This is a genomic window from Bradyrhizobium sp. CCBAU 11357 (genome assembly GCF_028128865.1).
In the GTDB taxonomy this organism is placed as follows: domain Bacteria; phylum Pseudomonadota; class Alphaproteobacteria; order Rhizobiales; family Xanthobacteraceae; genus Bradyrhizobium.
This window is the reverse complement of sequence record NZ_LBJW01000093.1, coordinates 40,019-63,472: the sequence shown is the minus strand read 5'-3', so window position 1 is coordinate 63,472 and position 23,454 is coordinate 40,019. Positions and strand designations below refer to the sequence as shown.

22 protein-coding genes are annotated in these 23,454 nt (G+C 66.3%); 15 read left to right on the top strand and 7 right to left on the bottom strand.

Annotation, left to right across the window (positions count from 1 at the left end; genetic code table 11):
* Window positions 1–61 precede the first annotated feature (61 nt).
* Both moaB and ypfJ read right to left on the bottom strand, forming a co-directional pair.
* The gene (gene moaB, locus XI05_RS13365) at window positions 62–625 is read right to left on the bottom strand and encodes a molybdenum cofactor biosynthesis protein B (RefSeq protein WP_271502141.1); all 564 of its coding nucleotides are present in this window, start codon (window positions 623–625) and stop codon (window positions 62–64) included.
* A 157-nt stretch (window positions 626–782) separates the two neighbouring features.
* Window positions 783–1,721, bottom strand: a complete 939-nt coding sequence (ypfJ, locus tag XI05_RS13360; RefSeq protein WP_271502140.1) for a KPN_02809 family neutral zinc metallopeptidase — start codon at window positions 1,719–1,721, stop codon at window positions 783–785.
* 418 nt (window positions 1,722–2,139) lie between these two features.
* Here ypfJ and XI05_RS13355 point away from each other — a divergent pair, with 418 nt between their 5' ends.
* The 3 genes from XI05_RS13355 (at window position 2,140) to XI05_RS13345 (ending at window position 4,601) form a co-directional block, all read left to right on the top strand.
* Complete coding sequence (locus tag XI05_RS13355) at window positions 2,140–3,270, top strand: site-specific DNA-methyltransferase (RefSeq protein WP_271502138.1); 1,131 nt, start codon at window positions 2,140–2,142, stop codon at window positions 3,268–3,270.
* A 196-nt stretch (window positions 3,271–3,466) separates the two neighbouring features.
* On the top strand, window positions 3,467–3,793 hold the full coding sequence (locus XI05_RS13350) for a hypothetical protein (RefSeq protein WP_271502136.1): 327 nt from the start codon (window positions 3,467–3,469) through the stop codon (window positions 3,791–3,793).
* 127 nt (window positions 3,794–3,920) lie between these two features.
* Window positions 3,921–4,601, top strand: coding sequence for a glutathione S-transferase family protein (locus XI05_RS13345; RefSeq protein ID WP_271502134.1), 681 nt, complete (start codon window positions 3,921–3,923; stop codon window positions 4,599–4,601).
* 52 nt (window positions 4,602–4,653) lie between these two features.
* Here XI05_RS13345 and XI05_RS13340 read toward each other — a convergent pair whose 3' ends face one another.
* Window positions 4,654–6,663: a HAMP domain-containing methyl-accepting chemotaxis protein gene (locus XI05_RS13340; RefSeq protein ID WP_271502133.1), complete on the bottom strand. Its 2,010-nt coding sequence runs from the start codon at window positions 6,661–6,663 to the stop codon at window positions 4,654–4,656.
* A 307-nt stretch (window positions 6,664–6,970) separates the two neighbouring features.
* Window positions 6,971–7,414 (bottom strand): nuclear transport factor 2 family protein, encoded by a 444-nt coding sequence (locus XI05_RS13335; protein WP_271502132.1) that lies wholly within the window; start codon window positions 7,412–7,414, stop codon window positions 6,971–6,973.
* Window positions 7,415–7,505: 91 nt separating this feature from the next.
* On the opposite strand from XI05_RS13335, the gene XI05_RS13330 reads away from it, so the two are divergent.
* The gene (locus XI05_RS13330) at window positions 7,506–8,429 is read left to right on the top strand and encodes a LysR family transcriptional regulator (RefSeq protein ID WP_271502131.1); all 924 of its coding nucleotides are present in this window, start codon (window positions 7,506–7,508) and stop codon (window positions 8,427–8,429) included.
* Window positions 8,430–8,540: 111 nt separating this feature from the next.
* Here the strand turns inward: XI05_RS13330 and XI05_RS13325 are convergent, their stop codons facing one another.
* Window positions 8,541–9,161 carry a glutathione S-transferase family protein gene (locus tag XI05_RS13325; protein WP_271502259.1) on the bottom strand — a complete coding sequence of 207 codons (621 nt, stop codon included), beginning with the start codon at window positions 9,159–9,161 and terminating at the stop codon, window positions 8,541–8,543.
* Window positions 9,162–9,287: 126 nt separating this feature from the next.
* Between XI05_RS13325 and XI05_RS13320 the strand changes: the two genes are divergently transcribed.
* A complete protein-coding gene (locus XI05_RS13320; RefSeq protein WP_271502130.1) occupies window positions 9,288–10,565 on the top strand; it encodes a flavin-dependent oxidoreductase in 1,278 nt (425 codons plus the stop codon).
* 73 nt (window positions 10,566–10,638) lie between these two features.
* Here the strand turns inward: XI05_RS13320 and XI05_RS13315 are convergent, their stop codons facing one another.
* The gene (locus tag XI05_RS13315) at window positions 10,639–11,058 is read right to left on the bottom strand and encodes a PaaI family thioesterase (RefSeq protein WP_271502128.1); all 420 of its coding nucleotides are present in this window, start codon (window positions 11,056–11,058) and stop codon (window positions 10,639–10,641) included.
* Between the two features lie 50 nt (window positions 11,059–11,108).
* Complete coding sequence (gene mutY, locus XI05_RS13310) at window positions 11,109–12,224, bottom strand: A/G-specific adenine glycosylase (protein WP_271502126.1); 1,116 nt, start codon at window positions 12,222–12,224, stop codon at window positions 11,109–11,111.
* A gap of 174 nt (window positions 12,225–12,398) precedes the next feature.
* Here mutY and XI05_RS13305 point away from each other — a divergent pair, with 174 nt between their 5' ends.
* From XI05_RS13305 to XI05_RS13260, 10 genes are all read left to right on the top strand, one after another.
* Window positions 12,399–12,896, top strand: coding sequence for a DUF721 domain-containing protein (locus tag XI05_RS13305; RefSeq protein WP_212259069.1), 498 nt, complete (start codon window positions 12,399–12,401; stop codon window positions 12,894–12,896).
* A 127-nt stretch (window positions 12,897–13,023) separates the two neighbouring features.
* Entirely contained in the window at window positions 13,024–13,680 is a 657-nt protein-coding gene (locus XI05_RS13300; protein WP_212259068.1) for a DsbA family protein, read from the top strand.
* Between the two features lie 217 nt (window positions 13,681–13,897).
* Entirely contained in the window at window positions 13,898–17,362 is a 3,465-nt protein-coding gene (smc, locus tag XI05_RS13295) for a chromosome segregation protein SMC (RefSeq protein WP_271502124.1), read from the top strand.
* A gap of 133 nt (window positions 17,363–17,495) precedes the next feature.
* The gene (locus tag XI05_RS13290; protein WP_271502122.1) at window positions 17,496–18,476 is read left to right on the top strand and encodes a small ribosomal subunit Rsm22 family protein; all 981 of its coding nucleotides are present in this window, start codon (window positions 17,496–17,498) and stop codon (window positions 18,474–18,476) included.
* 138 nt (window positions 18,477–18,614) lie between these two features.
* Window positions 18,615–19,175 carry a LemA family protein gene (locus tag XI05_RS13285; RefSeq protein ID WP_212259065.1) on the top strand — a complete coding sequence of 187 codons (561 nt, stop codon included), beginning with the start codon at window positions 18,615–18,617 and terminating at the stop codon, window positions 19,173–19,175.
* A 32-nt stretch (window positions 19,176–19,207) separates the two neighbouring features.
* Complete coding sequence (locus tag XI05_RS13280; RefSeq protein ID WP_271502120.1) at window positions 19,208–20,422, top strand: M48 family metallopeptidase; 1,215 nt, start codon at window positions 19,208–19,210, stop codon at window positions 20,420–20,422.
* Window positions 20,423–20,630: 208 nt separating this feature from the next.
* Window positions 20,631–21,383, top strand: a complete 753-nt coding sequence (locus XI05_RS13275) for a hypothetical protein (protein WP_183244267.1) — start codon at window positions 20,631–20,633, stop codon at window positions 21,381–21,383.
* Window positions 21,384–21,445: 62 nt separating this feature from the next.
* Window positions 21,446–22,114 (top strand): hypothetical protein, encoded by a 669-nt coding sequence (locus XI05_RS13270; RefSeq protein WP_271502119.1) that lies wholly within the window; start codon window positions 21,446–21,448, stop codon window positions 22,112–22,114.
* An 83-nt stretch (window positions 22,115–22,197) separates the two neighbouring features.
* Window positions 22,198–22,530 (top strand): GIY-YIG nuclease family protein, encoded by a 333-nt coding sequence (locus XI05_RS13265; RefSeq protein WP_271502117.1) that lies wholly within the window; start codon window positions 22,198–22,200, stop codon window positions 22,528–22,530.
* Between the two features lie 164 nt (window positions 22,531–22,694).
* Window positions 22,695–23,441 carry an SDR family oxidoreductase gene (locus XI05_RS13260; RefSeq protein ID WP_271502115.1) on the top strand — a complete coding sequence of 249 codons (747 nt, stop codon included), beginning with the start codon at window positions 22,695–22,697 and terminating at the stop codon, window positions 23,439–23,441.
* Window positions 23,442–23,454: the final 13 nt, after the last annotated feature.

Genomic DNA, 23,454 nt, shown 5'->3' with positions numbered 1-23,454 from the left:
TTGCCCACCCTACGAGACCTTGTGCTTGGCTTACGAATGATGCACGCGTACCAGCGCGCGCTCACACCGTCGCGCCCTGCGCCTTCGGCCTGCGCAGATGCTCGTCCAGCCGCGGCATGATCTCGACGAAGTTGCAGGGGCGCGTGCGGTAGTCCAGCTGGGCCGCCAGGATGCCGTCCCAGCCGTCGCGGCAGGCGCCGGGCGAGCCGGGCAGGCAGAAGATGTAGGTCGCGCCCGCCACGCCCGCGGTGGCGCGGCTCTGGATCGTCGAGGCCCCGATCTTGGCGTGGCTCAGCATGTGGAAGGCGATGGAGAAGCCGTCCATGCGCTTCTCGAACAGCGGCTCGATCGCCTCCGGCGTGACGTCGCGCCCGGTAAAGCCGGTGCCGCCGGTGGTGATGACGACGTCGACGCCGCTATCGGCAATCCAGCGGCGGATCACGGCGCGGATCGCCTCGACGTCGTCGGTGACGATCTCGCGCGCGGCGAGATGATGGCCCGCGGCGGTGACACGGTCGGCGAGGGTCTGGCCGGACTTGTCATCCGCAAGCGCGCGCGTGTCGGACACCGTGAGCACCGCGATGTTGAGCGGGATGAATTGTTTGGATTCGTCGATGGAGGCCATTGCTACATCCTCTCGTGTCCCGGACGCGATGCAGCGCGAAGCGGTGCAGCGCAGAGCCGGGACTCATTTCTAAACTGGCGCGACCTGCAAGGTGGGCCCCGGCTCTGCAGCGCACCGCAAGAGCGCTGCGCTGCGTCCGGGGCACGAGCACCTGTGTCTACGGCCCGCCGCTACCAAACGTGTTGCAGGCCTGGACCGTGCCCTGCTGGTAGCCGGTCATGAACCATTGCTTGCGTTGCGCCGCCGAGCCGTGGGTGAAGGAGTCGGGCACGACGCGGCCGGTGGCCTGGCGCTGCAGCGTGTCGTCGCCGATCGCGCTCGCCGTGCTCAGCGCGGCCTCGATGTCGCCGGGCTCGAGGAAGTTCGGACGCTTCTTCGCTTCGCGGTTGACCCAGACGCCGGACAGGCAGTCGGCCTGCAACTCCACCTTGACCTGGAGCGCATTGGCCTCGGCCTTCGAGCCGACCTGCTGCTGCAGCCGCGTCACGCGCGGAATGATGCCGAGCAGGTTCTGGATGTGATGGCCGGCTTCATGCGCGATGATGTAGGCCGTGGTGAAATTGCACGCCGACTTGCCGGAGCAGCCGCGGAAGCGCGTCTCGACCTCGCGGAAGAAGCCGGTGTCGAGGAAGATGGTCCGGTCGGGCGGACAATAGAACGGCCCCATCGCCGACTGCGCCATGCCGCAGCGCCCGCCATTGGTGGCGTTGCGGAACAGCACGATCTTCGGACCGGTATAGGTCTGGCCGCTGGCCTGGAAGATCTCGGTCCAGCGATCGTCGATCTCGCCGAGGATGCCGGAGATCATGCTGCCCATCTCGTCGGTCGGCGCGCCGCGCTTGCCGGAGGAGGCCTGGCGATCGGTCTGGTAGCTCGGCGCATGGCCGCCGCCAGTGAGGATCTCGGCGCCGCCGATCAGGATGCGGGGATCGATGCCGAAGGCGTAGCCGACCAGGCCGAGGATGATGATGGTGCCGATGCCGAGCCCGCCGCCACCCATCGGCAGGCCGAACCCGCCTCCCCCGCCGCCAAAGCCGCCACCTTCGTCGCGACGATCCTCGATGTCGTCGCTGCGGCGGAAGTCATCGTAGCGCATGGCGGCCTTTCCTCTGGGGTCCCTGATTTAAGTTTCGACGGCGCACGGAAACGCGAAAGCTCAACGCGCCACATACGTAAAATTTCCGTTGCTTTTATCAATATCGTGGCCGGCAAAAATTGCCTAGTGCGACAGCCTGTCGACGCCAGCAAATTTTTCCGAGGGCCGAGCAGTTTTTTCCGAGAGAAATTTACGGCCTTTTTGCCGCCACGATCGATCCCGCGAGCCGCGCGAGCGCGAAATACACTGTAAAACAAGGCGAACGCGCACGACAACGCAGGCTCGAACGATGATGCGAGGACTGCTCACGAAAGCGGCGGGTTAAGTCGATTTTTACTTTGCCCCTTCAATGTAACGGCCAGTCGGTTGTTTGGTCCCGCGTCGCCGACAGCGTCGCCTGAGTCAGAGTTCTTGAGTCATGGTAGAGTCGCGTCGCGGGGCGTCTGCAAGGGCGCCCCGCACAAATTTTGAGTCCCCGTCGCATCGCATCATCGTCGGCGATTGCGTCGCCGAGATGTCGAAGCTCCAGGCAGGCAGTGTCGACCTGGTGTTCGCCGACCCGCCCTACAATCTGCAGCTCAAGGGCGATCTCAAGCGCCCCGACGAATCCCATGTCGATGCCGTCAACGACGACTGGGACAAGTTCGATTCGTTTGCCGCCTATGACGATTTCACCCGCGCCTGGCTGCTCGCCGCACGCCGCGCCATGAAGCCGTCGGCGACGATCTGGGTGATCGGCTCCTATCACAACATCTTCCGCGTCGGCGCCATCATGCAGGACCTCGGCTTCTGGCTGCTGAACGACATCGTCTGGCGCAAGACCAATCCGATGCCGAATTTCCGCGGCCGCCGCTTCACCAACGCGCACGAGACCATGATCTGGGCCGCGCGTGACGAAAAAGCCAAGGGCTACACGTTCAACTACGAGGCGCTGAAGGCGGCCAACGAGGACGTGCAGGCGCGGTCCGACTGGCTGATCCCGCTCTGCACCGGCGACGAGCGCCTCAAGGGCGCCGACGGCAAGAAAGTGCATCCGACGCAGAAGCCGGAAGGCCTGCTGGCGCGCGTGCTGCTGTCCTCGTCCAAGCCCGGCGATCTCGTGATCGATCCCTTCAACGGCACCGGCACCACCGGTGCGGTCGCCAAGCGCCTCGGCCGCTCCTATATCGGCTTCGAGCGCGACAAGACCTACGCCAAGGCCGCCGAGGCACGGATCGCCAAGGTCGAGCCGCTGCCGGAAGAGAGCCTTGCCCCGTTCATGACCGCGCGCGAGGCACCGCGCGTTGCGTTCTCCGAGCTGATCGAGCGCGGCATGATCATGCCCGGCACCAAGTTGTTCGACGCCAAGAAGAAGCTGGGGGCGCTGGTGCGCGCCGACGGCGCCATCATGCTCGGCGACAAGGTCGGCTCGATCCACCGCATCGGCGCGGTGGCACAAGGCGCGCAGGCCTGCAACGGCTGGACCTTCTGGCACGTCGAGACCAAGAAGGGCCTCAAGCTGATCGACGAGCTCCGCGCCGAGATCCGCGCCGGCATGGCGGCGGGGTAGTTTTCCCTCGCCGTCATTCCGGGGCGCGTGCGAAGCGCGCGAGCCCGGAATCCATCCAACCGCGTCCCATGCCGCCCGATGGATTCCGGGCTCGCGCCAAGAGGCGCGCCCCGGAATGACAGGGCCGTGAGTTGAAAGCCGCGCCAGACGGGACTAGATTCACTCCATCAGCCTCCGTCCTGACGGTCCGGCTCCCATGCGACGACAGTCCGAGACATTGCTGCTGGTGCCACTGCTGCCGATCTTCCTGATTGGCATGTTTCCGATGTTCCTGATCGCGCTGCTCGGGTTTTTCGGCCTGGCGCTGTTCGGCGTGCTCGTGATCTGCGTCGGGCTCGCCAGCAGCAACGAGGCGCACGACAATTTCAACCACGACGTCATCGTTCATGGCTATGCGCGCGGTTCGGAGCGCGCGGCGCGGGCCTCCGACATGCATCTCGCCGCCCGGCTCGGCCTGCGGCTGGAGGCCGTGGGTGCGGCCATGGTCATCGCGGCGGCAATCGGCCTCTGTTACGCCGCCTGATCTGCGTACCGTGCAGACACCGCCCGGCAAACTCGCCGGTTGCTCTCTCCGACGAGGTTCAGGCAAGACAGGCTCGCCCAACGACGCCGCGTCCTTCGCGCGGCCATAGACACCGGGGAGATGCTTGATGCTCAAGTTCTATTTCAATGGATCACCGAACCCGACCAAGGTCGCGCTCTATCTCGAAGAATCCGGCCTGCCCTTCGAGCCGGTGAAGATCGACACCCGCAAAGGCGAGCAGTTCACGCCGGAATTCCTCAAGATCAATCCGAACGGCAAGGTGCCGGCGATCGACGATGGCGGCACCATCGTGTTCGATTCGAACGCCATCCTGCTCTATCTCGCCGAGAAGACCGGCAAATTCCTCCCCTCCAACCGCGCCGAATTGCTGTCGTGGCTGATGTTCGTCGCGAGCGGCGTCGGTCCCTTTTCCGGACAGGCCGTGCACTTCAAGCATTTTGCGCCGAAGGACCAGAACCACGACTACGCCCACAACCGCTATCAGTACGAGACCGACCGTCACTACAAGGTTCTCGACAGCCGCCTCGAAGGCCGCCGCTACATGGTCGGCGACAGCTATTCGATCGTCGACATGGCGCTGTGGGGCTGGGCGCGGATGGTGCCGTTCAAGCTCGGCGACGACGCCTTTGCGCGTTACCCGAACGTGAAGCGGCTGTTCGACGAGATCTCGGCGCGCCCGGCGGCGGCGCGCGCCATCGCCCTGAAGGACAAGTTCACCTTCAAGGCCGAGATGGACGACGAAGCGCGCGCCAACATGTTCAAGCACATGACGACCAAGGTGGCCTGATCGCGCCGCTTCAAGGCCACGCGCATGCGCGTGGCCTTTTGCGTTCGAGACTTCAGGCGGCGTGGACCGAGCTCAGGAACTTGGCGACTTCCTGCTTCAACCGGTTGCTGTCGGCCGAGAGCGAGCGCGCCGCCGAGAGCACCTGCGAGGAGGCCGACCCGGTCTCGGACGCGCCGCGCTGCACGTCGCCGATGTTGGACGAGACGAGCTGCGTGCCCTGGGCCGCCTGCTGGACGTTGCGGGAGATCTCCTGCGTCGCCGCGCCCTGCTGCTCCACGGCGGCGGCGACCGTCGACGAGATCTCCGACAGCCGCTCGATGGTGCCGCTGATCTCCCTGATCGAGCCGACCGATTCCTCGGTCGCGGCCTGGATGCCGGAAACCTGCTGGGCGATCTCGCCGGTGGCCTTGGCCGTCTGCTCGGCGAGCGCCTTGACCTCGGTCGCGACCACCGCGAAGCCGCGGCCGGCTTCGCCCGCTCGCGCCGCCTCGATCGTGGCGTTCAGCGCCAAGAGGTTGGTCTGGCCGGCGATGGTGCTGATCAGCTCGACGACGTCACCGATCCGCGCGGCGGCCTTGGAGAGGGCGCCGACGCGCTCGTTGGTCCGACTCGCCTGACCGACAGCCTCGGTGGCGATGCGGGCGGATTCCTGCACCTGGCGGGCGATCTCGGAGACCGAGGAGGAAAGCTCCTCGGTCGCCGAGGCGACCGCCTGCACATTGGCCGAGGCCTCTTGCGAGGCGCTGGCGACCTCCGTCGAGAGGTCCTGGGCCCGCGCGGCGGTCGTGGTCAACGTGCCTGCGGAGGCTTCGAGCTCGCTCGATGCCGACGTCACCGTGTTGACGATCTCGCCGACCGCCTGCTCGAACTGATCGGCGAGCCTGGCCATGTCTTTCTTGCGGCTCTCGGCCTGCCGCGCCTCGAGCGCGGCCTGCTCGGCGCGCATGCTCTCGGTCTCGATCATGTTGTCCTTGAACACCTGGATCGCCTTGGCCATGTCGCCGATCTCGTCGGCCTTGCCGCGGCCGGGAATCTCGACCTCGAGATTGCCGCCGGCAAGCCGCCCCATCGCCTGCGTCATCGAGGTCAGCGGACCGACGATGCTGCGTGCGATCAGGACGGCGACGATGCCGCCGAACAGGATGGCGAGGATGCCTGCGATCTCCTGAACGGTCGTCGTTCCCGCAAGCACGGCTTCGGCATTATTGCGCGAGTCCCGATAGTCCTTCTTCAGCGTGGTTTCCGCGGTCTTGAGCTTGCCGATGCTGTCGACGATGAGGGGCGCGAGGTTCTTGTGGTAGATCTCGTCGGCCTGAAGCATCGCGGCCGACGTCGCCTCGAACGCCGACTTGTAGAGCCCGAGCGAAGTCTTCACCGGCGCGAGCGCAGCTCGCAGCTCCGCCGCCTGCGGGCTCTTTTCGAGCGCCGCGAGCCGTTGCGCGGCCCGGTCGACGCTCGCCCTGAAGGTCGCAGGTCCCTGGGTATCGCGCAGCGCCAGAAAACGCCAGTTTGCGATCCGCACGAGCAGGATGCGGGATTCGAGATCGGCGACGAGGGAAGCGGTATCTTCATCGACGGCGGCGCGCGCTACGTCGACGAGCTTGCCCGTCTTGGTGGCCAGCTCCTCGCCGCTCGGAAGCAGCGTCGCCTTGCCCGTTCTCGTCTCGTTGACGGCGTCGCCGAGATTGTCACGCAGGCGTCGCATTTTGGCGATGTCGTCGATCAGGCCGTTGTAGAGCGCGCGCCGCTCCTCGGACAGCGTCCCCTGCGCGCCGACCCGCAGCAGCTCGGTTGCCGCGGTCTCCCGCTCCTGCGCCTCCTTCATCGCGGGCTCGTTGGCGTCGTAGACGTAGCGCAAATTGGCCCGCTGAATCGCCTGCAGATGGGCCGATATTTCCAGCACCCGCGCCGTGCTGTCCGAGAGGGCGGATTGTCTTGCGACCTGATCCTGCACGTCCCGCAAATTCCAGACGGCAACCACTGCCATCACGAGACCGACCGCCACCAGGGCCATGAAGCCTGCGTACAGGCGTCCCCTGATCCGCAAACGAAATTTCGGCATTCCCACTGTCCACCCAGATGCATGTGAATTCGAGGGACCGAACAACTCCGGCGATCGTCACGGCCACTCCGACAGCCGCACGCCGCGCCACTGGCGGCCTACGCTGCACCGCGACACAATGGGGGACACTTCTTAATTGAACCTTCAAATTCCTCGCGCGCCCGGTCTCGGCCGACGGCAAATCTGCTGATTTTGTCGGCAGCTATGCAAAGCCGCATGCGAATGCGCCGGGTCATGCAGACCGATGCATGCCGTTCGTCAGGGATGCTTCCGGACCATCGGCGTCGACGCCGGTGGTCGGAGGCTGCTAGCTCGCGGCCCCCGCGACCGAGTGCGGAAACGGGCCGAGCGCCTTCTCGGTCAGCACCGAGTCGCAGTACTCGCGGATCTCCTTGATCTTGCCGTCCTCCAGGCGAAACACCAGGCAATAGTCGTTGTCGTAGCGTGCGCCCTCGGGCGTGACGTTGTCGCCCTTGGCTTCGACCACCACGATGTCGCCGTCGGCGATGAAGCGGTGCGCGATCGTGCGCGTGCGGTCGCGCAGGCGGGTGCGGACATAGCCGTGCAGGTCGTTCAGGATCGACTGCTTGCCCGAAAAAGTGCGCGACCAGGAATATTGCCCGGTCACGACCCATTTGGCGTCGTCGGCGAGACTTGCGGTGAACAGGGCGCGGTCGCGCGCGGCGGGATCGGGATTGGCGGCCGCGGCAAAGATATCCTGCAGCAGTTTCTTGTTGGCGCTCGCATTCATGGCGGCATCTCCTCGTGGTGACAACGCGGAGATCATCGCCGGGCCGACAGCATTCTTCAAATCGATATGAAATATGATATCTATTCACCTGATGAATTTGAATTCGCTCGACCTCAACCTGTTGACCGCGCTCGACGCATTGCTGCGCGAGGCCAATGTCAGCCGCGCGGCCATGAGGATCGGCCTGTCACAGCCCGCGACGAGCCACGCCTTGCAGCGCCTGCGCGACATCTTCAGCGACCCGCTGCTGGTGCGCACCGGCGTACGGATGGAGCTGACGCCGCGGGCCCAGGCCCTGCGCGCACCGCTGGCGCAGGCGCTCGATCAGGTGCGCGGGCTGTTCGTGCCTGACGACTTCGATGCCGCGCGCAGCGAGCGGCAATTCCGTCTGATGATGCCGGATCTCGCGGTCGAGCTGTTGATGCCGCCGTTGATGGCGAAAGTCACGCGCCTTGCCCCCAATGTCCGCATCGACGTGGTGCCGTGGCGGGGACCGGCAATTTTCCACGCCGAGTTCGCCCGCACCATCGACCTCGTGATCTCGATCGGCAATGCCTTCAAGGGCTTTCATCGCCAGCTGCTCTACACCGACAGCGATGCGCTGGCGGTGCGGCGCGGCCATCCCGTCGGAGCGAAGCTGAAGCGGCGCGAGGCGTTCCTGGCCGCCCGCCATGTCGGCGTGATCATCCGCGGCAATGCCGAGGATCTCATCGACACCTGGCTGCGCAGCAAAGGCGTCGAGCGACATGTCTCGCTGGTCGTGTCGGGCTATCTCGAAGCCTTGCACGTCGCCGCGCGCACCGATCTCGTCGCCTTCGTGCCGCGCCGGCTGATCGCGACGCTGTCGCAGCAGCTCGGCGTCGTCGCGGTGACGCCGCCGCTCGATCCTGGGACTGACGAGCAGTTCATGTTCCACCCGACGCGCGCGCAGATGGACCCGGGCTCGATCTGGCTGCGGCGGCTGATGCTGGAGACGGGGCGGGAGCTGGAGCAAGACAGGCGCAAGCTCTCGTAGGGTGGGCAAAGCGAAGCGTGCCCACCACTTCTGTTGCAATCTCGGAAAGATGGTGGGCACGGCGCTCTGCGCCTTTGCCCACCCTACAATAGCTACGACAGCCGCGCGGCCTTACGCCTTCTGCGCCGCCATCACCTTGCTCACCGCGGGACGATCGGTCATGCGCTTGAAGTGATCGGCGATCTTCGGCGTCGCATTGATGTCGACGCCGTCGCCTTCGAGCCAGGTCGAGAGCGTGTAGAGATAGGGATCGCAGACCGTGTATTGATCGCCCATCACCCAGGGGCCCCGAAACATCTTCTGCTCGATCAGCTTGAAGCAGGCGGCCATGGTCTTCGGCACCATCGCCTTCATGTCGGCGAACGAGCTCTCCTCCGTCGCCCAGCGCGCGCCGCGCATCTTGTGGGCGTGGTTGATGTGAACGGTCGAGCAGAGATAGGAGTTGAACGACTGCACCTGCGCGAAGTCGAAGGGATCGTCGAGCGGCGCGAGCTTCGCCTTGGAGAAGGTTTGCGCGAGATAGGCCAGCATCGCCGGCGTTTCGGTCAGCACGCCGCGGTCGGTGACCAGCGCCGGCACCCGGCCCTTCGGGTTGATGGCGAGATAGTCCGGGCTGTTCTGCTGGTTGTCCTTGAAGCTCAGCCGTTCGGCGGTGTAGTCGGCGCCGGCCTCTTCCAGGGTAATGTAGGTGGCGAGCGCGCAGGTGCCGGTGGCGTAGTAGAGCTTGAGCATGTCGGACCTCATGGGGAAAACCGGAGGTTAACGGTCCACCGCCGCGCCGTCCATAGGCGGCCTGTTCGCAGTTGCCCACGGCCGCCTGGCTGTGCGAAGACGCCGTCAATCGGAGGGGGATTTGTCATGACCGTACTCATCGCCGGTGGCGGCATCGGCGGGCTCACGCTTGCGCTCAGCCTGCATCAAATCGGCGTTCCCGTGAAAGTGTTCGAGAGCGTCGCGGAACTGAAGCCGCTCGGCGTCGGCATCAATGTGCTGCCGCATGCGGTGCGCGAGCTGATCGAGCTCGGCCTGCTGGACAAGCTGGACGCCAGCGGCGTGCGGACGCGCGAGCTCGCCTATTTCTCCAAGCACGGCAAGCCGATCTGGAGCGAGCCGCGCGGCCTCGAGGCCGGATACAAATGGCCGCAATTTTCGATTCATCGCGGCACGCTCCAGCAGATCCTGCTCGACACCGCGGTCGAGCGGCTCGGCCGTGACAACATCCTCACCAGCCATCATCTGACCGGCTGGAGCGAGACGGCGGGCGGCGTGCGCGCCGACTTCATCGACAGGGCGACCGGCAAGGCCGCCGGCACTTACGAGGGCACGATCCTGATCGCCGCCGACGGCATCCATTCCGCCGCGCGCGAAAAGCTCTATCCGAACGAAGGGCCGCCGATCTGGAACGGCCGCATCCTCTGGCGCGGCGTCACGCCGGCAAAGGCCTTCCTCACCGGCCGCACCATGATCATGGCCGGCCACGAGATCCTGAAATTCGTCTGCTATCCGGTCTCGAAAGAACCGGATGCGGCGGGCAACCACCTCATCAACTGGGTGGCCGAGCGGCACATGCCCCCGACCTATCAGTGGCGGCGCGAGGACTATAACCGCACCGCGCGGCTGGAAGAGTTCCTGCCCTGGTTCGAAAGCTGGACGTTCGACTGGCTCGACGTGCCCGCCCTGATCAGGAACTGCCCGCACGCCTATGAATATCCGCTGGTGGACCGCGATCCGGTGGCGCAATGGACCTTCGGCAAGGTCACGCTGATGGGCGATGCCGCGCATCCGATGTACCCGATCGGCTCGAACGGCGCCTCGCAGGCGATCCTCGACGCGCGCGTCATCACCCGCGAGATCCTGGCGCATGGCCCGACGCAGGCGGCGCTGCTCGCCTATGAGGCCGAGCGGCGGCCCGCGACCACCGACCTCGTCCTGCTCAACCGCAAGAACGGCCCCGAGCAGGTGATGCAGCTGGTCGAGGAGCGCGCGCCTGATGGCTACAAGGTCGTCACCGACGTGTTGTCGCAGCAGGAGCTGGAGGACATCGCCGCCAACTACAAGCGCGTTGCCGGATTCCAGGTCGAGGCGCTGAATGCGAAGCCGCCGATCGTGAGCAAGGACGCACGCCTGAAGGCATGAGCTAGCTGATCATCGAGCCGCGCGGTCCACTTCACCTCTCCCCGTAAGAACGGGGCGAGGGAGCGGTGCCGCCTCACTTCACCACCCTCGCCGCCTCCAGCAGGCGCTCGCTGGCGCTTGCCGTCGCCAGCACGGTGCCGTCCTCCGTCATCAGCCTGGCTTCGACGAAGGCGATGGTCTTGCCGAGCTGCGTCACCCTGGCTTCGCCGATGATCGGGCCGGGCTTTGCGGGGCTGAGAAAATTCACGGTCATGCTGATCGTGGTGGTGTAGAGCTGGCCCTCGCTCATCACCAGCACCGCCGGACCCATGGTGTCGTCGAGCATGGCCGAGAGCATGCCGCCCTGGATGAAACCCGCCGGGTTGCAGAATTCCGGCTTGCCTTCGAAACCGAGCTTGATCCAGCCCTCCTCGGGACGCGCATCGAGCAGGCGCCAGCCGAGCAGCTCGGCACATGGGGGCCTACGGAAGTTATCGAGCGCGGTCTTGACCATGCGATATCTCCTTTGCTCCCTGTTAGCGCAAGGCTGCTGACAGCCTGCTGTCAGCAGGATGGATCCTGGAGACCCAAACCATGCGCGATGACCTTGCGCATGACGTTCGGCAGCGCTTCGCCTGCCAGGGTTGCGATCGGCACCCACCGCATGCCCTTGGGAGCACGGGTGCCGGCTTCCACCTTCGCGGTATAGACCACCAACTCCAGCGGAAAATGTGTGAAGACGTGGGTGACGACGCCCACCTTGCGCTGCCAGCGCGACACCCCCTTCAGCTCCGGCGCCTGCTGCTTCGCCGCTGCATCGTCCTGGCCGGCGAGCCAGTCCGAGCCCGGCACCTCCGTCATGCCGCCGAGCAGGCCCTTTTCGGGCCGCGAGCGGACGAGCAGCTCGTCGCCGCCCGTGACCACGAAAGCGGCGCCGCGCCTGAGCGTCCCGCTCTTCTTCGGTGCCTTGCGTGGGAACGTCTCCTGGGTGCCTTGCGCGCGCGCCGTGCAGTCTTCGTTCAACGGACACAGCGAGCAGGCCGGCTTCTTCGGCGTGCAGATCGAGGCGCCGAGATCCATCAGCGCCTGCGCACTGTCGCCGGCGCGAGAATCCGCCAGCAGCGTCGCGGCGAGTTGCTGGATGAGCGGCTTGGCTTGCGGCAGCTCCTCCTCGACGGCGAACAGCCGTGACACCACGCGCTCGATATTGCCGTCGACCGGCATGGTGTGGCGGTCGAACGCGATCGCCGCAATCGCCGCCGCCGTATAGGGCCCGATCCCCGGCAGCGCGCGCAGCCCCTCCTCGGTATCCGGAAACACGCCGCGATGCTCGCGCGTCACCGCGACCGCGCAGGCATGGAGGTTGCGTGCGCGCGAATAATAGCCGAGCCCCGCCCACATCCGCAGCACGTCGTCCTGCGAGGCGCGTCCCAGCGCGGTGACGTCTGGCCAGCGCGCGACGAACTTTTCGAAATAGGGGCCGACCGCCTTCACCGTGGTCTGCTGGAGCATGATCTCGGACAGCCACACGCGATAGGGATCGGACGCCTCGCCCGGCGCGGCGCGCCAGGGCAGTCGGCGCCGGTGACGGTCGTACCATTGCAGGAGCGCGACCGGGCGCGATGAGGTCTTCGGCTGAGAAGGTTCCGACTTCGGCTTGCGTACGGATCTGGGGCTCATTCCTCACTGTAGCGGCAATGCACTGGCCTCTCCACGTCATGCCCGCGCTGGTCGCGGGCATCCACGTCTTTCTTCGCAGCAAGAACGTGGATGGCCGGGACAAGCCAGGACAAGCCCGGCCATGACGGGCCTCGGGGGGTCTGTGGCCCGACGTCCAAAGTGCTATAAGGCCCCATGTCCAAGTCCGGTCCCATCTTCAAGCCCGGTCCCATCAGCGCCAAACCGCTCGGGATCCTGCTCGACGACGTCTTCGCCGAGGCCTATGCCAAGCAGGGCTTTGCGGCGCGCGAGCTGGTGACGCGGTGGGCGCAGATTGCAGGTCCCGAGATCGCGGCCCATGCCGAGCCGCTCAAGATGCAATGGCCGCGGCCGGTGGAGGGGCAGCCGCAGGAGCCGGCGACGCTGGTGCTGCGGGTCGAGGGTCCGATGGCGCTGGAGATCCAGCACTCGGCCGACGTGATCCTGGAGCGGGTCAACCGCTTCTTCGGCTGGAGCGCGGTCGGCAAGCTCGCCTTCCGCCAGGCGCCGCTGTCGCGGCCGCAGGCCCGGAAGCGGCCCGGCCCGCCGGACCCCAAGGCCGTCGCCAAGGTGGCGGAGACCCTGACCGACATCGATGATGAAGAACTGAAGACGGCGCTGGCGCGCCTCGGGGCCGCCATCAAGCGAAATTGAGCCTCATTCCGCGGCCAAACTGGACCTGTCCGCAGCGCCCGCCATTGCCTCAAACGACGTTTCAAGCTAGCGACAGGCCGTCCGAGCCGGAACCTCGGGCGAACCTTGCCAATCCCGGGAGCCGACCTTGATCATCACCCGCCGCGCCTTCACCACGATGCTGTCGCTGACCGGGCTTGCCGCGTTCGCCGGGCTCTCGCCGCTGCGGTTCATCTCGGACGCGATGGCGCAGTCGGCCGCCGATGTGGCCAAGCCGGTGTCGCTGCCCGACATGGCGCTCGGCCCGAAGGACGCCGCCGTCACCATCACCGAATACGCCTCGATGACCTGCCCGCATTGCGCCGCCTTCAACGAGCAGGTGTTCCCGAAGATCAAGAAGGAATACATCGACACCGGCAAGGTGCGTTACATCTTCCGCGAGTTCCCGCTGGACATCAAAGCCGCCGCTGGCTCGATGCTGTCGCGCTGCATCGCCAAGGACGACGCGCCGAAATACTTCGCGGTCACCGACATGCTGTTTCGCCAGCAGAACGACTGGGTGACGAAGAACACCACCGAGACCTTGACGCGGATCGGCAAGCAGGCCGGCCTTACCCAGCAGCAGGTCGAAGCCTGTCTGAAGGATCAGGCGCTGCTCGACAAGATCGCCGCCGACCAGAAATACGCCAGCGACGTGCTCAAGGTGGATTCGACGCCGACCTTCTTCATCAACGGCGAGAAGATCAAGGGCGAAGCCTCGTTCGAGGAGTTCGCCAAGAAGATCAACCCGCTTCTGAAGAGCTGATTCGCTCGTCAAGATCCTGATTCGCATCTCGAAAGCCGTATCTTTCCCGGCATAAATCCCTTGGGAAAAGCGGCTTTCGCCGGTTGCCCTCGCGGCGCACCGCGGCCATTGTCCAGCCGCATGAGGCGCCTCGCGCGACTCGCCCGGATAGCGACATTGCCTTCCATGGTATTGTCCCGGCAGGGGGATTCGCGCCTGCCAACAGAGATGCGTGCTTATGAAAATCACCCGCCTGCGACTTCACGGCTTCAAGTCCTTCGTTGAGCCCACGGACTTCGTCATCGAGCCCGGCCTGACCGGCGTGGTCGGCCCCAACGGCTGCGGCAAGTCCAATCTCGTCGAAGCGCTGCGCTGGGCGATGGGCGAGACCTCCTACAAGTCGCTGCGCGCCGCCGACATGGACGCGGTGATCTTCGCCGGCTCCGGCAACCGTCCGGCGCGCAACCATGCCGAAGTGACGATGACGATCGACAATGCCGACCGCACCGCGCCGGCGGCGATGAACGACAGCCAGATCCTCGAAATCTCCCGCCGCATCGAGCGCGAGGCCGGCTCGGTCTACCGCATCAACGGCCGCGACGTGCGCGCCCGCGACGTGCAGATCCTGTTCGCCGACGCCGCCACCGGCGCGCGCTCGCCCGCCCTCGTCCACCAGGGCAAGATCGGCGAGATCATCCAGGCCAAGCCCGAGCAGCGCCGCCGCGTGCTGGAAGACGCCGCCGGCGTCGCCGGCCTGCATGCCCGCCGCCACGAGGCCGAGCTGCGGCTGAAGGCCGCCGAAACCAATCTCACCCGCGTCGAGGACGTCATCGGCCAGCTCTCCGGCCAGATGGAAGGCCTGAAGAAGCAGGCCCGCCAGGCCGTGCGCTACCGCGAGGTCGCGGCCAAGGTCCGCAAGGCCGAAGCCACGCTGTTCCATCTGCGCTGGATCGGCGCCCACGCCGACGTCAACGAATCCGGCCAGACCCACGACCTCGCCGTGCGCGAGATGGCCGAGCGCACCCAGCACCAGGCCGAGGCCGCCCGCATCCAGGCGATCCGCGCCGCCGAAATGCCGGCGCTGCGCGACGCTGAAGCGCGCGCCGCGGCCGGGCTGCAGCGCCTGACCAATGCCCGCGAGCAGCTCGACCGTGAGGAAGAGCGCGCCAAGGAGCGCGTCGCCGAGCTCGAGCGCCGCCTCGCGCAGTTCGAGGGCGACATCTCGCGCGCCCAGCAGCAGACCATGGACGCCGACGTCGCGCTGCAGCGGCTCGATGCGGAAGACGCCGAGCTGAAGGAAGAGATCAAGTCCCGCGTCGAGAAGCGCTCCGGCGTCGACGAGCGCGTCGCCGAAGCCGAGGCGGTGCTGACCGAAACCGAGCAGCGCTTCGCCGAGCTCACCACCGCGCTCGCCGACCTCACCGCCAAGCGCAACCAGCTCGAGGCCAACGTCCGCACCCACCGCGACAAGCTCGCCCGGCTCGACCAGGAGATCGCCAACGTCACCGCGGAAGAGCAGAAGCTTGCCGCCGAGACCGGCGGCTTCGGCGATCTCGACGAGCTGACCGCGCTGGTCGAGACCGCGGAGCAGACGCTGGCTGCGTCCGAAGCCGCGGCGCAGGCCAGCGAAGCTGCGCATGTGGCGGCACGCCAGACGCTGGAATCCTCACGCTCGCCGCTGGTCGAAGCGGACAAGCGCGTGCAGCGGCTCGAGACCGAGGCCCGCACGATCTCCAAGATCGTCAACGGCGAGACCAAGAATCTGTGGCCGCCGATCATCGACGGCATCACCGTCGACAAGGGCTTTGAAAAAGCGATCGGCGCTGCGCTCGGCGACGACCTCGATGCGCCGATCGACCCGTCGGCGCCGATGCGCTGGACCAATGTCGGACACGCCGAGGGCGATCCGGAGCTGCCCGAAGGCGCCGTTCCGCTCTCCAACCATGTGCAGGCGCCGGCCGAGCTGGCGCGCCGCCTGGCGCAGATCGGCGTCGTCCCGCGCGAGCGCGGTGCCGAACTGGTGTCGCAGCTCAAAACCGGCCAGCGGCTGGTCTCGCCTGAGGGCGACGTCTGGCGCTGGGACGGCTTCGTCGCCGCCGCGCATGCGCCGACCGGCGCTGCACGACGCCTTGCCGAGCGTGCCCGTCTCGTCGACATCGAGAACGAGCTGGAGCAGGCTCGCATCGACGCGCAGATCAAGCGTCAGGCGCTTGAGAACGCCGAGTCCGAGCTGCAGATGGCGGCGAGCACCGAAGGTGCCGGCCGCGAAGCCTGGCGGGCCGCGCAGCGCGAGCTGAACGTCGCGCGCGAGCGTCACGCCAATGCCGAGCGCGAGATCAGCCGCCATGCCGCGCGCAAGGCGACGCTGTCGGAAGCGCACAGCCGCCTCGCCGCCGACCGCGCCGAGGCCGAGGCCGCCTACGAATACGCCCAGGCCGGCATCGGCGAGCTGCCGTCGAGCGAGGACACCGAGACCCAGCTCGCCGCCGTCCGCAGCGACATCGAAGGCCATCGCCGCATGGCCGCCCAGGTTCGCGCCGAGGCGCAGGCGCTGGCACGCGAAGCCGAGCTCGCCGACCGCCGCGTGCAGGCGATCCTCGCCGAACGCACCGAGTGGCAGAACCGCAAGGAGAGCGCGGCCTCCCACATCGACACCATCCAGGCCCGTATCGCCGAGCTCACCATCGAGCGCAGCGAGCTCGAGAACGCCCCCGCCGTGTTCGCCGAGAAGCGCAGCGCGCTGATCACCGAGATCGAATACGCCGAGAACGACCGCCGCATGGCCGCCGACGCGCTCGCCACTGCGGAAACCGCAATGGCCGAGACCGACCGTGTCGCCAAGCTGACGCTCGAGGCCTTGTCGAGTGCCCGCGAGGCCACCGCCCGCGCCGAGGAGCGCATGGAAGGCGCTCGCCGCCGGCTGGAGGACATCGAGCGCGAGATCCGCGACATGCTCGAGGTCGAGCCGCAGGCCGTCGCCGGCCTTGCCGAGATCGAGCCCGGCGCCGAGCTGCCGCCGCTGCACGAGATCGAGGAAGACCTCGAAAAGATGCGCCGCGACCGCGAGCGGCTCGGTGCCGTCAACCTGCGCGCCGAGGAAGAGCTGCGCGAGGTCGAGACCCAGCACACCGGCCTCGTCACCGAGCGCGACGACCTGGTGGAAGCCATCAAGCGGCTGCGCCAGGGCATCCAGAGCCTCAACAAGGAAGCCCGCGAGCGGCTCCTGACCTCGTTCGACGTCGTCAACAACCACTTCAAGCGCCTGTTCGTCGAGCTGTTCGGCGGCGGCGAGGCCGCGCTGCACCTGATCGAGAGCGACGACCCGCTGGAAGCCGGCCTCGAAATCATCGCCAAGCCGCCGGGCAAGAAGCCGCAGACGCTGTCGCTGCTGTCGGGCGGCGAGCAGGCGCTGACCGCGATGGCGCTGATCTTCGCGGTGTTCTTGACCAACCCTTCGCCGATCTGCGTGCTGGACGAAGTCGACGCGCCGCTCGACGACCACAATGTCGAACGCTACTGCAACCTTTTGCACGAGATGACCGGCTCGACCGACACGCGCTTCATCATCATCACGCACAACCCGATCACGATGGCGCGGATGAACCGGCTGTTCGGCGTCACCATGGCCGAGCGCGGCGTCTCGCAACTGGTGTCGGTGAGCCTCGCCGAGGCGGTGGACATTCTCGACCAGAACGTGGCGTGAGCTTACGCTCGCGCCACACCCATTGACGTCAAATTGCGCACTGGAGCGGACTGATCCAGTACGCCGCGGCTTCTCGGTTGACGGCACTGTCTCGGAGTACTGGATGCCCCGCCTGCGCGGGGCATGACCGCGGATGATGATCGCCCCCACCCTCCCCGCCGAACTGAACGCCGCCCTCGACGGCAAGCTCCAGGGTTTCTCCCGCACCGACGCGGCACAGCGCTCGCAGAAAATCTCGACCGCCTATCGCGCCAGTGGCGGCTCCGGCACGATCAAGTCCGAAGCCGATGCGCTCGCTTACGCGCTGGCGCGCATGCCCGCGACCTACGCGGCGGTGGCGGCCAGCCTCAATGCGCTCACCGAGATCGCGCCTGATCTCGCCCCCGAGACATTGCTCGACGTCGGCGCAGGCCCTGGAACGGCAAGCTGGGCGGCCGCGGAGGCGTTTCCATCGCTGCAGGATTTCACGCTGCTCGACGCCAACGCCACGCTGAGCCGGCTCGCGCTCGAACTGGCACGCGACAGCACCCGCCTCGCGGACTGCCGCTATCTGCCCGGCGATGCCAACGGCAATCTCGCTGAAGTCTCGCAAGCCGATCTCGTCATCGCCAGCTACGTCATCAATGAGCTCGGCGAGGATGATCAGCGCAAGCTCGCGCAAGCGATGTGGGCCAAAGCGCGCCACGCGCTGGTGGTGATCGAGCCCGGCACGCCGGCCGGCTATGCGCGCATCCTCGCCCTGCGGCAGCAGCTGATCGCAGCTGGCGCCTTCGTCGCCGCGCCCTGCCCGCACGAGAGGCCCTGCCCGCTCATCGCGCCCGACTGGTGCCATTTCAGCCAGCGCCTGCCGCGCTCGCAGGCGCATCGCCAGATCAAGGGCGCCGAGGTGCCGTTCGAGGACGAGCGATTCATCTACGTCGCACTGACCCGGACCCCGCCCGCGAGCCGCGCCGCGCGCGTGCTGGCGCCGCCGAACATCGGCAAGGCGGAGATCACGGCCAAGCTTTGCACGGAGGAAGGTGTCGCATCAACGAAAGTGCCGCGGCGCGACAAGGCGGCCTATGCAAGTGCTAGGCGTTGGCGCTGGGGCGACGCCATCCTGTCCGAAAGTTAACCCCGTTAGCCGCTTTTCCCTTGAACTCGGGCGGCTCCCCACTCGACCAAATCCTACCTCCCCTCCGCGCCGGGCTCTCGCTTCGCGTCAATTTGGTCTACCCTAGCGCCCGCCTTCTTCCCTCTTCAGGAGTTCTTCATGTCGACCGGCTGGATCGTTCTCGGCGTCATCGTCGTCCTCGTGCTGTTCGCCTTCAGCGCCTACAACCGCCTGGTGGCGCTGAGCCAGCGCGTCGGCCAGGCCTTTGCCGACATCGACGTGCAGCTCAAGCAGCGCCATGACTTGGTCCCCAACCTGGTCGAGACCGTGAAGGGCTATGCCTCGCATGAGCGCGGCACGCTCGACGACGTCATCAAGGCGCGCAATTCGGCGATGTCGGCCCAGGGCCCGGCGCAGGTGTCCGCGGCCGAAACCCAGCTCTCCGGTGCGCTCGGCCGGCTGATCGCGCTGTCGGAGGCCTATCCGGACCTCAAGGCCAACGCCAATTTCCAGCAGCTCGCATCCGAGCTCTCCGACCTCGAGAACAAGATCGCAGCCAGCCGCCGCTTCTTCAACAACGCAGTCCAGGAATACAACACCGGCATCCAGCAGATGCCCGCAGCACTGTTCGCCGGCATGTTCGGCTTTACCAGGAAGGACTTCTTCGATCTCGGCGCCAGCCGCACCGAGGTCGAGGCTGCGCCGCAGGTGAAGTTCTGATTTGAGCCGATAGGCCGGCAGGGCATCGCGTCATGGCCGCGTATGGTCTCTACACGCACATCGCCTCGAACAAGTTTCGTTCGATGCTGCTGCTCGCCGGTCTCTTCGCGCTGGTCTACGTGCTGGTCTATGCCGGCGCGCTGGTGGCCGAGGTCGTCATCAACGGCAACGGCACGGTCGCCTATTATCTGACCCGGGCCTTCGCCGACCTGCTGAAGGCCGCGCCCTTCGCGACCGTTGCGGCGGTCGCCTGGGTCGCGATCGCCTATTTCTTCCACCAGTCGATGATCGACGCCGTGACCGGCGGCCACGACGTCACCCGGCAGGAGGAGCCTCGGCTCTATAATCTGCTGGAAAACCTCTGCATCTCGCGCGGCATCACCATGCCGAAGCTGAAGATCATGGAGAGCCCGGCGCTGAATGCGTTCGCGACCGGTCTCAATCCGCGGCAATATTCCATCACGGTCACCACGGGTCTCCTCGAGGCGCTCAACGACAAGGAGATCGAGGCGGTGCTGGGCCACGAGCTGACCCACATCAAGAACGGCGACGTCCAGCTCATGGTGGTCGCCGTCATCATCGCCGGCGTGGTCGGCTTCTTCGGCGAATTGTTCTTCCGCCTGTTCACGAATCTGAACTGGAGCTCGGGCTCCGGCGGCTCCTGGTCGTCGGGCTCCTCCTCGTCCTCGCGGTCGTCCTCGTCCTCGAGCGACAGCAAGAGCTCCGGGGGCGGTGCGATCATCGTCATCATCATCGCAATCGTGCTGATCGTGCTGGCCTGGCTGCTGTCGCAGGTGGTGAAGCTCGCGCTGTCGCGGTCGCGCGAATACCTCGCTGATGCCGGCTCGGTCGAGCTGACGAAAGACCCCGACGCGATGATCTCGGCGTTGCGCAAGATCGAGGGCCGCGGCGAGCTGCCGGGCGCGACCTCGGCGGTGATGGAGCTCTGCGTCGACAATCCGCGCGAGGGCTTTGCCGATCTGTTCGCGACCCACCCGTCCGTGCAGTCCCGGGTCGACGCGCTGGTCAAGTTCGCCGGCGGCCATGACCCCGGTCCGCTGCCGGACCCCACCGAAGAGACGGAACGGCCCGAGACCGAACCGGCCGAGACGCAGGACGGGCCGCCGCCGCTCTCGCAGGGGCCGTGGAGCGATGCAGCCGGTCCCGCCAACCCGCCGCCCGTTCCCGCGCCCAGCCCCTCTGGAGCCCCGGCATCCAATCCGATGGGACCGTGGGGCCGTCACTGACGACGTGATTTGCCGCTTCATGCGGCAGGTTTCCAGGCAATCGGGAATATCCTCGGGAATTGCCGTGACTGGAGCGCAAGGAATTGAATTCTCCCTTGTTTCTGCCATGTTCGCGCCCAACAGCAGACTCGGGACGTCTTTTCGGACATCGATTTGGGGCCCGGCCGATTGCGACCTCGCGATCGGGGGCGCGCGTTAGGGGACAGCAATGGCAAAGCCGGCAGTGGTTGTGGTGGGCGCGGACAAGGGCGGGGTCGGCAAGACCACGGTATCGCGCACCCTGCTCGATTATTTCTCGGCCAACAACGTGCCGACGCGGGCGTTCGACACGGAGTCGCCGCGCGGAACCCTGAAGCGCTTCCACCCCGACATCACCGAGATCGTCGACATGACGACGACGGCCGACCAGATGAAGATCTTCGACACGCTCAACGCTGTCAGCCCTTCGGTCACCGTCATCGACGTCCGCGCCGGCCTGCTCTCGCCGGCGCTGGCTTCGCTGCGCGACATCGGCTTCCTCGACGCCGCCAAGGCCGGCCAGATCACCTTCGCCGTGTTCCACATCCTCGGACCCTCGATCGCCTCGCTGGAGGAGATCGCGGAGACCGCGGGCTTCATGACCGGCGCGAAGTACTTCCTGGTGAAGAACTTCATCAACGACACCCAGTTCTTCCAATGGGACCAGGCGACCTACAATTCCTACTTCCACCGCATCAAGGATGCGACCGAACTGACCATCCCCAAGCTCAACGAAATGGCCTACGAGCAGGTCGAGGTGTCTTCCGTCCCGTTCCTGAAATTCGTCGCCAACAAGGGCATCAGCGACGAGGCCGCGAACTATTCGTTCGTGCTGCGCGGCTATGTCCGGCACTGGCTGGCCAATGTCTGGAGCGAGTTCGACCGCATCCGCCTGACCGACATCGTCGGTTCGAAGCCGGCGACCCGCAACAGCGAAAAATAGTTGCGCAAGCCGGGTGGATACGGCTGGATTGGGCGGTGAGTTGGCCCAGATAATAGCTGTCGATGCCCGCAACGCCCGTCTACATCATCTGCTCGCCTCGCCCGCAGGTCGGCAAGACCTTGCTGGCGCGGCTGCTGACAGAATTCCTGCTGCTCAAGAACGGCAACGTCGCGGCCTTCGACGTCAACCTGAAGGAGCCGTCGCTGCTCGATTACCTGCCGAAGGTGACCGAGACCGCCGACGTGATCGACACCTACGGCAAGATGCAGCTGATGGACCGCGTCATCGTCGATGACGGTATTGCCAAGGTGATCGACCTCGGCTTCCACGCCTTCGACGAGTTCTTCAAGATGACCGACGAGATCGGCCTGTTGAAGGAGGCGGCGCGCCGGCATGTGGCACCACAGATCCTGTTCGTCGCCGACACCGACCGCGTCTCGGCCCGCGCCCACGAGATGTTGCGCGGGCAGATCCCGCGGATGAACCTGGTCACGGTGGACAACGAATATGTCGTTCGCGGCGAACTGCCGCCGGCGATGGGAGGTGGCCGGCTGTTCCGCCTGCCGGCGCTGCCGGGTTTCCTGAAGACGTATATCGACCGGCTGAATTTCTCCTTCACCGGCTATCTGCGGCAGGAGAAGGACTCTTCGACCGAGCTGCATCAGTGGATCCGGCGCAACTATCTCGCCTTCCGCGAGCTTGAGCTCAGCCTGATCCTGCAACGGTCCTGATTTATTTTACCCGGGCAATATTGACCGACCGCCCGGCGGCTTGTATGACCTCGCGTGACACCCTTCCTCGCGAGACCAAGCCCATGAGCATCGACCGAAAGGCCGCGATTGCCGCCTACAAGGAGCGCAAGACCACCGTCGGCATCTACGTCGTCCGCTGCGTGGCGACAGGCGAAGCCTGGGTCGGCCAGGCGTTTGATCTCGAGAAGGTCGCCAACCGGATCTGGTTCACGCTGCGCCAGGGCGGGCATCCCTGCCGCGCCCTTCAAGCGGCGTGGAACGCGCATGGCGCCGCTGGCCTGACATTCGCCGAGTGCGAGCGGCTGGACGAGGAGGAAACGAGCTACATCCGCGATGCGCTCCTGAAGGACCGCATGCTGCATTGGCGGTCGGACCTCAACGCCGAAGCGATCTAGTTGGCCACGTTCACTACCAGCCGCGCACCCTATCGGGGCTTTTCACGGGCCGTGTCGATCGCCTGACATTTTCTTTGGCGCACCGATGATTTTGGCCCGCCTGCGCTGTCCTGATCCATAGGCGCGCCGGAATGATCCGGGTGGCCCGGACAGAGAGGTGATCCATGGGATCGTTGCAAGGTCAAAATGTCGTCGTCGTCGGAGGCAGCCGCGGCGTCGGCCGCGCAATCGCGGAAGCCGCCCTCGGCGAGGGAGCGACGGTCCTGGCCGTCGCCCGCGAAGCAGCAGCCCTGACCCAGCTGGCGAACGATACGCCGAGGTTGAGAACCCTTGCGGCCGACGCGACGCAGGATACAGCGCCGGGTCAGGTTTTCGCCGCGCTGGCGCCGGACGTCCTGGTGATCTGCGCGGGCTCACTTGCCCCCAGCGCGCCCATACAGGACGTGACCTGGGAGGCCTTCTCCGCCAACTGGGAAACGGACGTCAAGGCGTCGTTCCTGTTTTGCGGGGCGGCGCTGCGAGGTCCGCTCAAGCCGGGAACACGGATCGTCCAGATCTCCAGTGGCGCGGCCTTCAGCGGGGGACCGCCATTTGCCGGCGGTTATGCGGGAGCAAAGCGCGCGCAGATCTTCCTGGCCGGTCATTGCCAGAAGGAGTCGGATCGGCTCGGACTGGGCCTGCGCTTCATGGACCTGGCCCCCATGCGTATCATGCCCGGCACCCGCGTGGGCAAGGGTGGCATCGACGGCTATGCCGGCTATCTGGGCATCCAGCCCGCGGACGTTCTCGCGGGCATGACCGACATGCAAACGCCGGCCGATGTGGGAAGGGCGGTGGTTGCCCTGGCCACCGGGACATCGGAGGGCAGTTCCTTCATGGTGAGCGGGAGCGGACTTGCGCCGGCGGCCTGAGGCACACAGAATG